The organism is Burkholderia orbicola, from assembly GCF_900100915.1.
GTDB lineage: Bacteria > Pseudomonadota > Gammaproteobacteria > Burkholderiales > Burkholderiaceae > Burkholderia > Burkholderia orbicola.
In genome coordinates this window covers 1,679,183-1,693,597 of the sequence record NZ_FNKW01000002.1, presented here as the reverse complement: position 1 = coordinate 1,693,597, position 14,415 = coordinate 1,679,183, and the positions used below count along the sequence as shown (strand labels likewise).

General features: G+C 61.5%; 8 protein-coding genes. All 8 read left to right on the top strand.

From position 1 onward, the window contains the following. Positions 1-21 precede the first annotated feature (21 nt). The 8 genes from BLS50_RS24440 (at position 22) to tssA (ending at position 14,408) form a co-directional block, all read left to right on the top strand. Positions 22-2,691, top strand: a complete 2,670-nt coding sequence (locus BLS50_RS24440; RefSeq protein ID WP_074804674.1) for a type VI secretion system Vgr family protein — start codon at positions 22-24, stop codon at positions 2,689-2,691. Beyond that, positions 2,688-4,688, top strand: coding sequence for a phospholipase D-like domain-containing protein (locus BLS50_RS24435; protein WP_074804671.1), 2,001 nt, complete (start codon positions 2,688-2,690; stop codon positions 4,686-4,688). Before BLS50_RS24440 ends, BLS50_RS24435 begins: the two co-directional genes overlap by 4 nt. 3 nt (positions 4,689-4,691) lie before the next feature. Continuing rightward, positions 4,692-5,987, top strand: a complete 1,296-nt coding sequence (locus tag BLS50_RS24430) for an SEL1-like repeat protein (RefSeq protein ID WP_221622596.1) — start codon at positions 4,692-4,694, stop codon at positions 5,985-5,987. Further along, positions 5,987-7,309, top strand: a complete 1,323-nt coding sequence (locus BLS50_RS24425) for an SEL1-like repeat protein (protein ID WP_256334227.1) — start codon at positions 5,987-5,989, stop codon at positions 7,307-7,309. Before BLS50_RS24430 ends, BLS50_RS24425 begins: the two co-directional genes overlap by 1 nt. 227 nt (positions 7,310-7,536) lie before the next feature. After that, entirely contained in the window at positions 7,537-7,785 is a 249-nt protein-coding gene (locus tag BLS50_RS24420; RefSeq protein ID WP_006494504.1) for a PAAR domain-containing protein, read from the top strand. Positions 7,786-7,795: 10 nt separating this feature from the next. After that, positions 7,796-9,013 carry a hypothetical protein gene (locus BLS50_RS24415; RefSeq protein ID WP_074804668.1) on the top strand — a complete coding sequence of 406 codons (1,218 nt, stop codon included), beginning with the start codon at positions 7,796-7,798 and terminating at the stop codon, positions 9,011-9,013. Positions 9,014-9,027: 14 nt separating this feature from the next. After that, a complete protein-coding gene (locus BLS50_RS24410) occupies positions 9,028-12,819 on the top strand; it encodes an ImcF-related family protein (RefSeq protein WP_074804665.1) in 3,792 nt (1,263 codons plus the stop codon). 8 nt (positions 12,820-12,827) lie between these two features. Further along, complete coding sequence (gene tssA, locus BLS50_RS24405) at positions 12,828-14,408, top strand: type VI secretion system protein TssA (protein WP_074804663.1); 1,581 nt, start codon at positions 12,828-12,830, stop codon at positions 14,406-14,408. Positions 14,409-14,415 lie beyond the last annotated feature (7 nt).

Genomic DNA, 14,415 nt, shown 5'->3' with positions numbered 1-14,415 from the left:
CGTGCACCTGAGAGAAAATCCATGTCGATGATACTGCCGTCGCAGGCTTATGAATTGAAGTTGGCGCCGCACCCGGCGCCGACGTCCGTGCTGCGGTTTACGGGCCGGGACGCCGTGAGCGAGCTGTACCGCTACGACATCGAATTCATGAGCCCGATGGCCGGTATTCCAATGGATCAAGTGATCGGTCGTCCCGCGAAATTCATCATCGCGCCGGTCGATCCGAACCTCGACTATCTGCGCAGGATGTTCGGCGAGAACGCCGACCAATTCAGCACGATGTCGCCGGCTTATACGATCCACGGCGTCATCACGCAGTTCGACGAGTTCGGCAGTTCGGCCGATCAGACCCACTATCGCGTGCGGCTCGAGCCGAAGCTCGCCGACTTGAATCGGGGTGTGACGAGCCGGCTGTTCCAGAAGCAGTCCGTCGAGGAGATCGTGACCGACACGCTGCGTCATTACGGCTACCGGGCCGGCGTCGATTTCCTGTTTCAGTTGCGCGGCGAATACAAGCGGCGCGAGTACGTCACCCAGTATCACGAGACGACATTCGCGTTCATTCAGCGCCTTTGCGCGGAAGAAGGAATCTGGTTCCGCTGGGAGCAGAAGAAGGATCACGCCGTGATCGTGTTTGGCGATGATCTGGATGCCTACGCGCGCAAGCAACGGACCGTGTCGCACCGGCGAGACTCGGGGCTCGAAAGTGCGGGCGTGGATGCGATCAAGACGCTCGAGAAGCGGACTCGGCGCGTGCCTGAAGCCGTGCGTCTGCACGACTACAACCATCGGCAGGCCGGTGTGTCGCTGCTGGTCGAGGTAAACGCCGCGCGCGACGACACGACGACGAGCGGCGTTGATTACCGCTGGGGTGAGCATTACGAGATGCCGGAAGAGGGTAAGGGCTTGGCCCGCCGGCGTCACGAGGCGCATCTCGCTGCGCAGATCACGTTCAAGGGTACGGGTAATCCGTTCTGGCTCGAAGCCGGTGAAGTCATGCGGATCGAGCCGAACCCGGCTGACGCGAAGCACGGAGTCTTCGTTACTGCGGTTCAGTCGCAGGGCGGTCGCGATCAGTCGTATTGGATGACGTTCGAGGGGATTCCGTCTGATCGTGTGTGGCGTACGTCGATCGATACGATCAAGTGGCCGGCGATCGACGGTATTTTGCCGGCGCGTATTACCTCTCCCGGGGATTACAAGTACGCGTATCTGACCGAGCAGGGTTGGTATGTGATCAAGCTGCCGTTCGATCTCGATGAGTGGAGCCCGGGTGGGACAAGCCGGCCGGTGCGGTTCGCGAAGCCGTATAGCGGTGACGACTATGGGCATCATTTTCCGCTGATCGACGGGGCGGAGGTGGCTGTTGTTTTCACGCAAGGTCATCCGGATCGGCCTGTGATCATTGGGGCGATGCATGACAGTCTGCATCCGGATCTCGTCAACAGTCAGAACCATACCCGGAACCTGATCCGTACCGCCGCGCGGAATGAAATGCGGATGGAGGATAAGGAGGGTGTCGAGCACGTTCATCTTGCGACGCCGTTTCAGGCCAGTGAGCTGAACCTCGGCCATATGGTCGATGAAAACGGAAAGGAGCGCGGCAGGGGCGCCGAGCTTCGTACCGACGAACACGTTGCGGTGCGGGGAGGAAAGGGCGTTTTCATCTCTGCCGACATGCAGTCGGTGCCGAATGGCCGACAGCTCGACATGCGACCGGCCCTGGGACTGCTAGAGCTTGCGCTGCAGCGGATGCAGTCGCTTGCCGATGCGGCACAAGCTGCTGAAGCGGTCGCCGCGGACTATTCGCAGCAGAAGATCCTGCTGGACGAGACCTTGACCGAGCTGAAGAAGGCCGGGGTGCTGATCAGCGCCCCGGCGGGTGTCGGGATCGTATCGGATGACCATCTGCAACTCGCATCCAGCAAGAACCTGATCGCGACCGCTGGGGGGAATGCCGACATCGGCGTTGTCAAACGATTCACCGTGGCCGCCGGCGAAACCATCTCGATGTTCGCTGCAAAACTCGGCATCAAGTTATTTGCCGCGAAGGGTAAGGTCGCCATTCAGGCGCAAACCGATGAAATGGCGTTGGCGGCATTGAAGGACGTGACGATCACCAGTTCGGAGGGGCGGCTCGTCCTGTCCGCGGCGAAGGAAGTGTGGATTGGCGCGGGCGGATCGTATATCAAGATCGATGCGAATCGCATCGAAAACGGTACGCCGGGAGACATTCTCGAGAAGTGCGCGTCGTGGAACAAGCCTGGCGCGGCCTCGGCGCAGATCAGTCCGGCGCTGCCGAACAGTTTGCCGGCAGAACGTTTGATGCTGAACTTGGGCGCCTCGCCTTCGGCCATGGCGGCCATTCCGCAAGACATCCCATACAAGCTGTATGCGCAAGGCGCCCTTGTCGCTCAAGGCGTTACGGATTCGACCGGGCGAATCGCCGTCGATCATCGCCCCGGCACGCAATCGTATCGGGTCGAATTCGCCAATGGCGTGGCCTATCAAATCCCGGTGAGCGAGGAGTTCCGCGGCGATGCAACCAACGGACAGTTGGCCAACCAGGGTTTCCATTTCTTCGAGCAAGGGCCTGACGGCGACGGCGCTGATCGCGCAGCCCATCGTCGGCATTACTACAGCCTGATGAATCCCGAAAGTGACGCTGAAAGCACGGGGACCCCGTCATGAACCAATCCGTAACCATCACCGTACCGATCGCACGATCGTGTGGCAATACGGCGACGCTGACGTTGCCTTATCACGTGCAAGGCGCGGAATACGACCCGAAGCATGCGACGCACTACCCGCTCGTCAACGGCGAGGAGGCCTTCGGTGCCGTCTACGATGCGATTGCCGCGGCACAACATAGCGTCGACATTGTCTGTTGGGGATTTCAGCCGTCAATGTATTTCAAGCGCGGGGCATCGGGCCAAGGCTCGCTTTCGATCGGAGAGTTGCTGCTCGAAAGAGCACGGCACAAGGTAAAGATTCGGTTGCTGGTGTGGGGCGATAAAACCCACGTCGCACAATTTATTGAAAACATGATGCCCGGTGGTCGTTTTTCGCACAAACCGGATAATCGGAACTCGGCGCAGAGGGAGTTCGATCTGTGGTGGTATTGGCAGGTCAAGCTCGATAAGAAAAACAAAATTGGAACCGAAATGACGGGAGCCGACTTGTTTCCGTTTCCGACGAATTACCTGGTAAAGAGTATGGAGGGTGCCGCCAAGCGTGCCCAGTTGCCGTCCCGTGATCCAGCATTTCGCAATATCGAATTCGCAACCCGTGATTTCGGCATGATCGAGCGCACCGAAATCGCATGGCGCACGCTGACGGATAGTCAGTACAACGAGCGCAGCACCCAGGCGAAAATTCAGAATGGCGCAATGATGGGTGGGTGGCCCTCACACCATCAAAAAATGGTGCTGATCGATTACGAATATCCGGAACTGGCGACCGGATTCGTGATGGGCCACAACACGCTCGATGAATACTGGGATACCAGCCGGCATAGCTACGCGCGTATGCACTCGAAAATGGGGCGCAACGGCTTCTTGCCGCGACAGGATATTTCAGCTCGCGTAACAGGACAAATCCTGGTCGATTTGAACGAGAACTTCTGTCAGGCATGGGATGCTACGACGGGGCAGCAACTGGAAAAGCAACGGGCTTCGGCGAAAGCTCCGTTACTCCGCAGCAGCAAAGACGATCTGCCAGTGATGGCGCAGATCCTGCGCACTCAGCCCCAGGTCGGTAAAGGTGGCGTTAAAGATATTGAACGACTGTACCTGCAGGTCGTCAACAATACGACAAATTTCATTTATATCGAAAATCAGTATTTCCGGTTTCCGCCGCTCGCCGAAAAGCTGACAAAACTAGTGAAATCGTGCCAGGCTGGCGGACGCAAGACTCCGCTTTACCTATTTGTCGTGACCAATTCGAGCGACGACGGGATTGGCCCCGGTACAGTGAGTACCTATCACATGCTCAACGCGCTGGGGCGGGCCGATGTCATGCCCGGCGTGGCGCAACTGGAGCGCGCCGATGAGTTGGAGAAGCAATACAAAGACGCTCTGAAAATGAAGGAGAGAGCTGACAAAGCGTATGAGAGCGCAAGGCGTGTATCGGTCGGCCCGTTCACGAGTTCGGTGCAGTATGCAATGAACAATATCATCGCAGCCCAACTGGACGTTAGCGAGGCCAATCAGCGTGTGAACGATCTGAAGGTGAAACTGGACAAGGCTAGGATCGAGAGCCCGGAGAAACTCAACATTCCAGGTCTCAAGGTGCATATCTGCACGCTCGTGCCGCCGGATACGCCAAAAGGAAAGCCGTGGGACGAAGTGTATATCCACTCGAAGCTGATGATCATCGATGACGTGTTCGTTACGCACGGTTCCGCGAACGTGAACCTGCGCAGCATGGAGGTGGATAGCGAGCTGAATATTTGCCACGAGTCAATGCGGATCACGCAGCCGCTGCGCGAGAAGCTGTGGAGAATTCATGCCGGCGATGACGGGATGGGGTCGAAGGATAAGAATGGACGGCTGAACGCAGAAAGTGCGTTTAAGGGTTGGGCGGATATTGTAAAGGATAATAAAGATTCAAAATATAAAGGCAGGGCGCCGTGCGCATCACTAGTGGAGTTTTATCGAGACGACCCAAGCCGCTCCTATCTGGATTAACGAATGCGCATCCTCATTTCAATCTGTCTGGCCATTGCCAGTTTATCCGCCTGCTCGAAGGAGAGCGCTTTGCCTGGATTGTCTGACCTTGCCAATGTACGCGCCAATCTGGCGTTCACCTGTACCCACGAAGCGGATCGGCTGCCAGCCCTGGACCCGGGCGCGGAGGCGTTGTTCCGCTACGGCCGCTATCTGCAAACGCGCGATGGACCGAAGAATTTCGACGAGGTTGCGCGCTACTTCCGGATCGCCGCTGCGCATGGCCATTACAAGGCAAATCACAACGTGCAGCAATTGGTGTCGCAGGGGCTGTCCAGTTCCCCGAATGCGGCGCACGAGGCAGTCGAGTGGGCAAGCCAACTGGTTAATCAGGGGGTGCCGATGGGTTACTACGACATCGGCTACTACCTGAAGTCCGGGTATGGACTGAAGCAGAACCAGGAACTGGCGCTGAAGTACATCCGGAAGGCGGCCGACCTCGGCAATCCCGATGCCCAGTATTACGTCGCCGGATTACTGGCGCCTCATGACCGGGCGCCGGATATTGCGCGACAGATGCGCCGGTGTGCGGCCGATCAAGGACACGGAAGTGCGGCTTATGAGTTGGCAATTGATCTTAAACACAGTGACGATTTCCACGGCGCCGTGCTCGCCTATCAGAAGGGGGTGGCGGCAGGGATCAGTGGGACGGCCATGAATCTTGAGCGTGCATTTCAGTCGCGAGAGTCGTATGGCGGAAGGTTCTTTCTCGACTTACCTAACGATCCGGAGCGCTCGCGCCGCTATCAACTAATCGGTGAATTTCTGGACAACAACACACTGGCCAACCCGAAAGTCCCGGACGTTGACCAGATTGTCCCGCTGCCGCCCGCAAAGCTGCCTCCATGGGACGGCACGTTCGAATGGGAAAAGCAACGCGCGCAGGTGCCGCCCAAGCCGTCAGAAGAACTGATCGACCGATTGGCGAAGGAAAAGCACCTGGATCCAGCAACCGGGTGGCCGCTATCGGCCGACGCTCAGACTTCGCAGACGTCAGCGCGGGACGAGGTGATCGCTCGACTGCCGCTGGGCTCCACGGCGCGAACCGGGATGCGGTGTCCCGAAGGCGGGGTCTGGTGTGCGCAGCTTCGCCCTGGGCTTCAGGCCGAGACGACCCGAACTTTCGAGAAGGGCGAGGTGTTGCCGATGATTGACTTCTACGAGCCGCGTGCGTTGCCCTGGCTCGATCGCGTGATGGGCGAACGTCGTTTGACGACGGAGGTCGTGTGGAAACTGGTTGCCTACGAGGACAAGGCGTGATGACGCTTATTCGGTACGGGCAGACCACTAATAAGATGCTGCTCGGGTTACTGCTACTCGCTGGACTAAGCGCGTGCTCGAAGGCGGATTATTCGTTGATGCGGCCCGAGCTTGCTGATGTGCGCGCTAATCTGGCGTTCACCTGTAGTCACGAAGCAGACCGGCTGCCGGCCATCGATCCGGATGCGAAGACGTTGTTCCGCTACGGCCGCTATCTGCAAACGCGCGATGGCCCGAAGAATTTCGACGAGGTGGCGCGCTACTTCCGGATCGCTGCGGCGCATGGCCATTACAAGGCGAACCACAACGTGCAGCAACTGGTGTCGCAGGGGCTGGCCAGTTCTCCGAACGCGGCGAACGAGGCGGTCGAATGGGCAAGCCAACTGGTTAATCAGGGGATTCCGACGGGCTACTACGACATCGGCTACTACCTGAAGTCCGGGTATGGACTGAAGCAGAACCAGGAACTGGCGCTGAAGTACATCCGGAAGGCGGCCGACCTCGGCAATCCCGATGCCCAGTATTACGTCGCCGGATTACTGGCGCCTCATGACCGAGCGCCGGATATCGCGCGACAGATGCGCCGGTGTGCGGCCGATCAAGGGCATGGCCGTGCGGCTTATGAGCTCGCAATTAATCTCCGGGGCCGCGGTGATTTCCACGGTGCTGTCTTGGCCTTTCAGAAGGGGGTGGCGGCAGGGGTCAGTGGGACGGCCATGAATCTTGAGCGTGCATTTCAGTCGCGAGAGTCGTATGGCGGAAGGTTCTTTCTCGACTTACCTAACGATCCGGAGCGCTCGCGCCGCTATCAGCGGATCGGTGAATTTCTGGACAACAACACACTGGCGAACCCGAAAGTGCCGGACGTTGACCAGATCGTGCCGCTGCCACCGGCAAAGCTTCCGCCCTGGGACGGCACCTTCGAATGGGAAAAGCAACGTGCTCAGGTGCCACCTAAGCCATCGGAAGAACTGATCGACCGATTGGCCAAGGAAAAGCACCTGGATCCAGCAACCGGTTGGCCGTTATCGGCCGACGCTCAGACTTCGCAGACAGCAGCGCCGAGTGATGTTGTCGCTCGACTGCCGCTAGGCTCCACGGCGCGAACCGGGATGCGCTGCCCCGAAGGCGGGGTTTGGTGCGCGCAACTTCGGCCGGGTCTTCAAGCCGAGGCAACCCGCACTTTTGAGAAGGGCGAGGTGTTGCCGATGATTGACTTCTACGAGCCGCGTGCGTTGCCCTGGCTCGATCGCGTGATGGGCGAGCGTCGCTTGACGACGGATGTCGTGTCGAAACTGGTTGCCTACGAGGACAAGGTGTAATGACGCGAGATCGATTTGGTTGCGCAATGGACGAGCGCTGATCACCCTGCGTGGGCTGGCAAGCTTCTCCACACATTCGAATTCGAACACCTTCCCGCTTTCGCCGCGCATGTCGGTTTGCATGTCTGTCTCGCGATTCCTGCCGCGCGAGCGCGCCGAGTGTCGCGTGGACCACCGGAATGCAGCGGCGCTTCGCGCGTTTCTCTCACTTAAGGAATACTCAAGTTATGATCGATCTCATTCGTCTCGGCGATGCCACCGACCACGGTGGAGCCGTCATTACGGCGTCAAAGTCGATGTGCTTCGACGGCAGGTACGTGGCGCGCAAAGGTGACGAGGTGACGTGCCCGAAGCACGATATCCGTCCCAATCTCATTATCGAAGGCGACGAGACCATGCTGGATGACGGCGTACCGGTCGCGCGACATGGCTATCGCGCGATGTGCGGATGCCGGCTGCTTTCGAGCCTGGTGTGAAAGAACAATCATGCCAGTAGAGCTTCCGGAACTCGCCCCACCCGGTGCGGAACCGAAAGCGCCGCACCCAATCGTGTGGATGATTCTGTTTGTTGTGGTGATGGTTGTCGGCGTAGCGATGGCCCTGTTGACGTGGCCGAACGGTGAACCTACCGATACCGTGTGGTTTTGGGTGCGTTTGCTTGGACTGCCTGCGTTGACGTGGTGCGCGATGTTTGGGCTGCGGCTGCACTACTACGACCAGGCGCGCCAGCGACGTCAAGCCGAACGCGAAGTACGCGCCGCCGATCGGGAGAAAAGGCTGCGGTTCGCACGCGAGCCGCTCGCAGTCCTGGACTATGCGTATGTGACCGCGCCGGGCCGTGCGGATGTCGCTCGCCAGATAGCGGGGAGCGAGCTTGCGTTAAGCGCCCGGACAACCCTCGCAGGTATTGATGCAATCCGCCACACCGCGTTGGAACTGACTGAAGACCCGGAAGCGCCCGGACGCTATCGGACATGTTTCAACGCGTTGCTGGACAAATTGTCGGATGCGGTGACGGCCGTACCGAACGAGGTACCGCTCATTGTCCGTTTGCAGCTGCCTGATGATGTCGATCGGAAGGATCTTCTCCAGACGTGGCAATCGTGTTGGGCTGCCAAGAACGCTCGGCCTGTGTCAGCTGAACTGCTGGGTGTTGAGCAGGGCGCAATGTTTCTCGATGAATGGCTGGATATCTGCGGCGGTCCTGCTCTCGAGCGCGCGACGTTATTGGTTTCCGTGCAACTGCACGACGAGCCGACACCGTCGAGCGCCGAAGCCGCGGTCGGCATGCTGCTTGCGTGGGCGCCGCTTGCTGAACGATATGGTCTGGAGACGCGCGCGTTGCTTCATCGACCGGTCGAAACCGACGCGTCAGGTCCGGACACCGCCCTGTCCAACGCATTGCTGTGGGGGGAAACGACTGCGAACGAGATTGGTGATCTGTGGCAGGCAGGATTGTCCACTACGGACAAGCGGGCGTTGCTTCAAGCCGCGTCGGATATGAAGTTTGGCATTTCGCAAACAGCCGGACTGTCGGGTGTGCACGACGTCGATCTGGCAATCGGCCATCCCGGCGTGTGTGGGGGATGGCTCGACATTGCATTCGGGATTGAACATGCGGTGCACACCGGCACGCCTCAACTCATGGCGTGGCATGAGCAGACGCTGCGGTTCGTGGTCGCCCGTGTTCCCCGCACAAACTAGATGGTGTATCACACATGATCGTTCGCAAGATTCTGGGTTACTGGATTCTCGTACCAGCAGTCACCGCGTTCCTGGCGATTCTGGCGTACTTCAAGGGAGGCGATATTCATCCGTCGCCTTGGTTCCGTGTCTGCGTCGTCATCGCGAGCGGCTTTGTTCTTCTGGCGCTACATCCCCTTGTGATCGGTGCCTGGGGGGTAGTCGCCCGGCACACTTCCAGCCGATCGGCGAGCAGGTACGACCGCCATCCGATGGCACGGGTTGGTGCGCCGCAGAATAAGGATGTGGTAGATCTCAATGCATACCGTGGTGCGACTCTTTGCGAGGCGCTGCGCAACCGGCATGGCCGGCGCTGGCGTTATCGCGCGCGATGGGTTCTGATTGCCGGCGACGTCCCGCTCGTCAAGCGCCTGGCGCCGGAACTCGTCGACGCCGGGTATCTGATCGTTGGCGGTACGGTCCTGCTCTACGCAAAGCAATTCCGCGATACCCTCGATACCGCCTGGCTCGACCAGATCCGCCGCCTGCGCCGCCGTCGTCCGGTTGACGCGATCGTCGCAGTCACACGTAACCGCAGTTCCGTCGATACCCCATTCGACACCGACAATCTGTCGCAACGGCTCGCACGCCACGCGCGTGCGCTCCGTTGGGCCGCGCCGGCCTATCTGCTCAATGTGACGGATTTCGGCAGCGAAGCGTCGAGTCCCGACGAGGCGATCGGCTTCACCTGGGCCAACGCGCGCGTCAGCTCGGATGCGCTCGACGCGTCGCTGCAAGACCTGACTGACAATCTGGCGGATGCCGGTGTCGTGCGCCTCACGAAGGATGCAGGCGACCGCTACCCAGCTGAGCTGTCGCAGCACATTTCGAATCTCGGAAGTGCGCTATCTGGTCTGGTGCTACAAACCTCCCAATCACGCATCTGGCGGCACGCGGTCCACGGCCTTCTGTTCGCACCGCTATTCAAGGAACGGGAACTCGCACCGCCGCAGGCACCGGCCAGCGCGAACAATGACGACCCGCCCATCGAACCGCCACACCGCACGATCTGGCAAACCGTCGCCGAGCACAGTCGCAAGGTCCACGGCCGCCGCGTGGGCTTCTCGTTGTCGACCGCGGCCGCGTGGCTAACAACCGGCCTGATCGGCTGCTGGATTGCCGGCACGATGCTGTCCGGCTTCGTCAACCGCGCGACGATCCAGAGCACCGCGGACACGATCGCTAACCTCTCCACGGTTCAGGACCACACACAGGCGTTGCAAGCCCTGAACACGTTGGGCCAACAGATCGACACGCTCGAAGTCCATCAGCGCGAAGGCGCACCCTGGTCATCGCGATTCGGCTTGAATCGCGATAGCGCACTCCTCGACGCGTTGTGGCCGAGTTACGCCGGCGCGGCGAACCGCATCCTCGTCACCCCGATTCGCCAGAAGCTCGAAGCGCGCCTGCAACAGCTCGCATCGCTGTCCGACGCTCAGATTGCCGACGGCGGCGACGCGCAGACCCAGGCCGCCTACGACACGCTTAAAGCCTACCTGATGCTTGCGAAGCCGGAGCGCGCCGTGGCTGCCTTTCTGACGCCCCAGCTTGCCGCGACAGCCGTGCCTGCACGTCCGTCCAACTCATCCTTGTCGTCGGGCGCCTGGGAAGACCTGCGTCTGCACGCTATCGCGTTCTTCGCCAACCATCTCGGCCGCGCTCCCGCATCCGATGCATCCGCGTTCGCAATCACGCCGGACGGCAACCTGATTGCATCGGCCCGCCAAACGGTGATCGGTGTGCGGGGCATCCAGAATTCGACGGACGCGCTCTACCAGCAGATCATCGACGAAGCGACGCCGAAATATCCGCCGGTTTCTCTCGCGACGCTGCTCGGCGACACGGCGAGTCGCGGCCTGTTCAATACGACCGTGACCATCCCCGGCGTTTTCACGCGTGCGGCATGGGAGGAGCGCATCTCGAAGGCGATCGACGACGCAAGCGCGAAGCGCGACGTGTCCGGCGATTGGGTGTTGCGCCCTGAAGGAAACGCCGTTGGGGCAACCGACAACAAGGACAGCCGCCACCCTCCGCCGACCTTGAAAGCCGAACTGCGCCAGCGCTACTTCGACGACTACGCGCGTGCGTGGGCGCTGTTCCTCAACAGCTTGCGCTGGCAATCCGCGCCAACGCTGTCGGCCACGGCCGACCAGTTGACGCTCTTGGGCGACTCGCAACGCTCGCCGCTCGTCGCGCTGATGAACGCGATCGTCTACCAGGCGGGCACCGGCGCGAGCGCGCAGTCACTCTCCGAGAGCCTGATCAACAAGGCGCAACAACTGGTCGGCACCGATGAAAAGGACCCGTCGAAGCTGGCTCAGCCGCAGCTTGCGCCGCTTGCCGCGGCCTTCGGCCCGATCCTGCGCCTGACCGGCAGCGATCTGGTGTCCGGCGCGTCGGCCAACGGCAAGGCCGCCACGCAACTGGCCGCGACCGGCGACCTCAGTCTCGCACGCTACCTCGAGCGGGTCACGGCGATGCGTCTGAAGGCATCGCAGATCGTCTCGGGCGCCGATCCGGACGCGATCGCGCGGCTGGCCGCTCAGTCGGTCCTGCAGGGCAAGACGTCCGATATTTCGGACAGCCGCGACTATGCGAGCCGCGTAGCCGCGAGCCTGGGCGAACAGTGGGCCGGCTTCGGTGCGCTGTTTCGTGCACCGTTCGATCAGGCGTGGCAAGTCGTCGTGCAGCCGGCCGCGGCGAGCCTGAACGAAATCTGGCGGACGGCGATCCTGGCCGACTGGAACAAGTCGTTCGGCGGCCGATATCCGTTCTCGGACGCCGACAACGACGCATCGCTGCCCGAGATGGCGCGCTTCATGCGGCCCGACCATGGCGTGATCGCGCAGTTCGTTGCAACGCAGCTTGCCGGCGTGATCGAGCGGCAGGGCGATCGGTGGGTCGTCGCGCAAGGCGCCGACCAGGGTGCGCTCACGATCGATCCGGTCTTCCTGAGCAGCCTGAACAAGCTCACGCGGATTTCGACCGTGCTGTTCCCGTCCGGAGACGCGCGTGTCCGGTACGAACTTCAGGCCGTACCGACGCCGGGCGTCACCGGCATGAAGTTCGTGCTGTCCGGGCGCGAACTGCGTTACTTCAACCAGAAGCAGGAATGGGTGCCGTTCGAGTGGCCGGGCCAGTCGCTCGAGAACCTGTCGCACATCGAATGGCAGACCGAGCAGGGCGGATTGCGCACGGCGCTCGACTCGCAGGGGCGCTTCAGCCTGATCCGGCTGCTGGAGCGTGCGAAGGTCGCGCAGCAGGACAACGCGCGCTACTTGCTGACCTGGATGCCGGACACGAGCCAGGGCATTCCGCTGAAGGTGCAATTGCGCAGCGAGGCGGGTGCCGGGCCGCTCGACGTACTCCAGTTGCGCAACTTTGCGCTGCCGGCACGGATTTTCGTGACCGGGGCGACGGGTACCGGGCCAAAGATGTCGACAGCCAATCCGCCGCCGTTGCCGGCTGCGGCGATCGCTGCGGCAAAGCACGCTGCTGTGCCGTTGCCGCCGGGGCTTCCGGGGGCGATGTCGTGGCAGGACGCACCGATCCCGACGGCGCCGGAACCGGCGTCCAAGCCTCGTCGAACCGCCGCTGCGGAATCGGCCCGAGCGGACGCGCATCTGGCTACGTCCGGGATGAAGTCGCCCAAGGCCAATCCGGGGATGACGGTGTCGTCGCTGGCGACGACTTCGATGTCTTCGGAGGCCTCCTCCAAACCGTTCGGACATGCCCTCCGTTTGCTGGGCGACGCATTTGCGTTTTGAGACCTGCGATGACGCTAGCCAATTTTGTAAAGACACTCGTCGGCGGTCCACGCATCGATTCACTGCACGAAGCGCGCCGGCATACCTGGGCGGCATGGCTTGCGCCGATACCGGGGGAGCACGCGCATGGCCGCGACCCCGGTTACGAGGATGCGTTCTTCGAACTGAAGGACGAAGCGACCAAGCTGTCCGGAATCGACGACGGATTGATTACCCGCGCATGCGAGCAGTTGCTCAAGGAAACCGGAAAGGATCTGCGTCTGGTCGGTTACTACGCGTTTGCGCGGCTGCGTCAGGATGGTCCCATGGGGTTCGCTGATGGGCTCGAGCTGGCCGCTTCGCTGGTCGACCGGTTCGGCGAGACTCTGCTGCCCGCGCGGGCGGAGGCAAAGCGCGCGGCGCTGGAAATGCTGTCGACCGCGCGAATGATCGAAACGCTGGACAGCCGCGGCGACTTTGCGCCCGTGGATCTCGAGCGCGCGATTGCGGCGCTCGACGTGCTCGTCACCCGCACCGGTACGTGGTCCGACGCCGCCCGCCCGAACCTGCATCCGCTTGTTGCCCGCTTCGGGAACAAGGATGAACCGGTTCGCAACGCGAGCCCGGATTTGGCGATACCACAGACGCCTGCTTCGACAATCGTATCGAACGGATCGATCGCATCGGCGCGCGACCTGCTCGATCATGCCCGCGCGATGTCGGCATGGCTGCGCGATCAGGAAAACGGCTATTTGCCGTCGGTGCGTATCGCGCGCAGCGTTCGGTGGGACACCTTGCACGACGTGCCGCCGTCGGATGTCGCGTCACACACGCGCGTGACACCGCCACGCGCCGAGTTGCGCCAGCAGTTGAAGCGGCTGGTGCTGCAGAAGCAGTGGCACGAACTGCTCGAACGCGTCGAAGGGGCGTTCATGGAAGGCGTGAATCACCTGTGGTTCGACCTGCAGTACTTCCAGCACGTCGCGCTCGATCACGTCGGCGCTCCATACCACGCGTGGAGCGAAGTGCTGCGCACGGACTTTGCGTTGTTCCTCGCGCGATTGCCGGGCATCGAGCGGCTCTCGTTCAGCGATGGCACGCCATTCTCCGACGACACGACGCTCGAGTGGATCGCCCGGCACGCGGTCGTGCGCGACCTCGAAGCGGGCGAGACCGTCGCGCCGCTGCCGGTGTCCGCGGATGGCGAAGGCGATGCGGGCGACTGGCCGGAGATCGAGGCGCAGGCGCGCGAGCTGGTCGCGCGCGACGGTGTCGAGGCCGCGTTCGCATGGCTCGATGCGCTGCCCGGCATGAAGACCGAGCGCCACCGCTTCCTGCAGCGGCTTGTGATGGCGCGCCTGGCCGATCATGCGGGGCGACCCGATACCGCCCTCGCGTTGCTGGTCGAACTCGACACGTCGTCACGCTCGCTGCCGGTGATGCGCTGGGAGCCTGCGCTGGCGTTCGAGGTCAAGCAGCAACTCGTGCGCGCGTTGAAAGCGACGAGCAACCGCAAGGACGCCGACAAACCGACGCTCGCGCGCCGCATCGGCGAACTGCAGGCAGAACTTACCGTGCTCGACCCGGCTCGAGCGCTGACTCTTTCGTAACGAGAAT

Bases quoted from the DNA above. Each gene is read 5' to 3' on its own strand.
- BLS50_RS24440 (WP_074804674.1), top strand. From the start codon at position 22: ATGTCGATGATACTGCCGTCGCAGGCTTATGAATTGAAGTTGGCGCCG.
- BLS50_RS24435 (WP_074804671.1), top strand. From the start codon at position 2,688: ATGAACCAATCCGTAACCATCACCGTACCGATCGCACGATCGTGTGGC.
- BLS50_RS24430 (WP_221622596.1), top strand. From the start codon at position 4,692: ATGCGCATCCTCATTTCAATCTGTCTGGCCATTGCCAGTTTATCCGCC.
- BLS50_RS24425 (WP_256334227.1), top strand. From the start codon at position 5,987: ATGACGCTTATTCGGTACGGGCAGACCACTAATAAGATGCTGCTCGGG.
- BLS50_RS24420 (WP_006494504.1), top strand. From the start codon at position 7,537: ATGATCGATCTCATTCGTCTCGGCGATGCCACCGACCACGGTGGAGCC.
- BLS50_RS24415 (WP_074804668.1), top strand. From the start codon at position 7,796: ATGCCAGTAGAGCTTCCGGAACTCGCCCCACCCGGTGCGGAACCGAAA.
- BLS50_RS24410 (WP_074804665.1), top strand. From the start codon at position 9,028: ATGATCGTTCGCAAGATTCTGGGTTACTGGATTCTCGTACCAGCAGTC.
- tssA (WP_074804663.1), top strand. From the start codon at position 12,828: ATGACGCTAGCCAATTTTGTAAAGACACTCGTCGGCGGTCCACGCATC.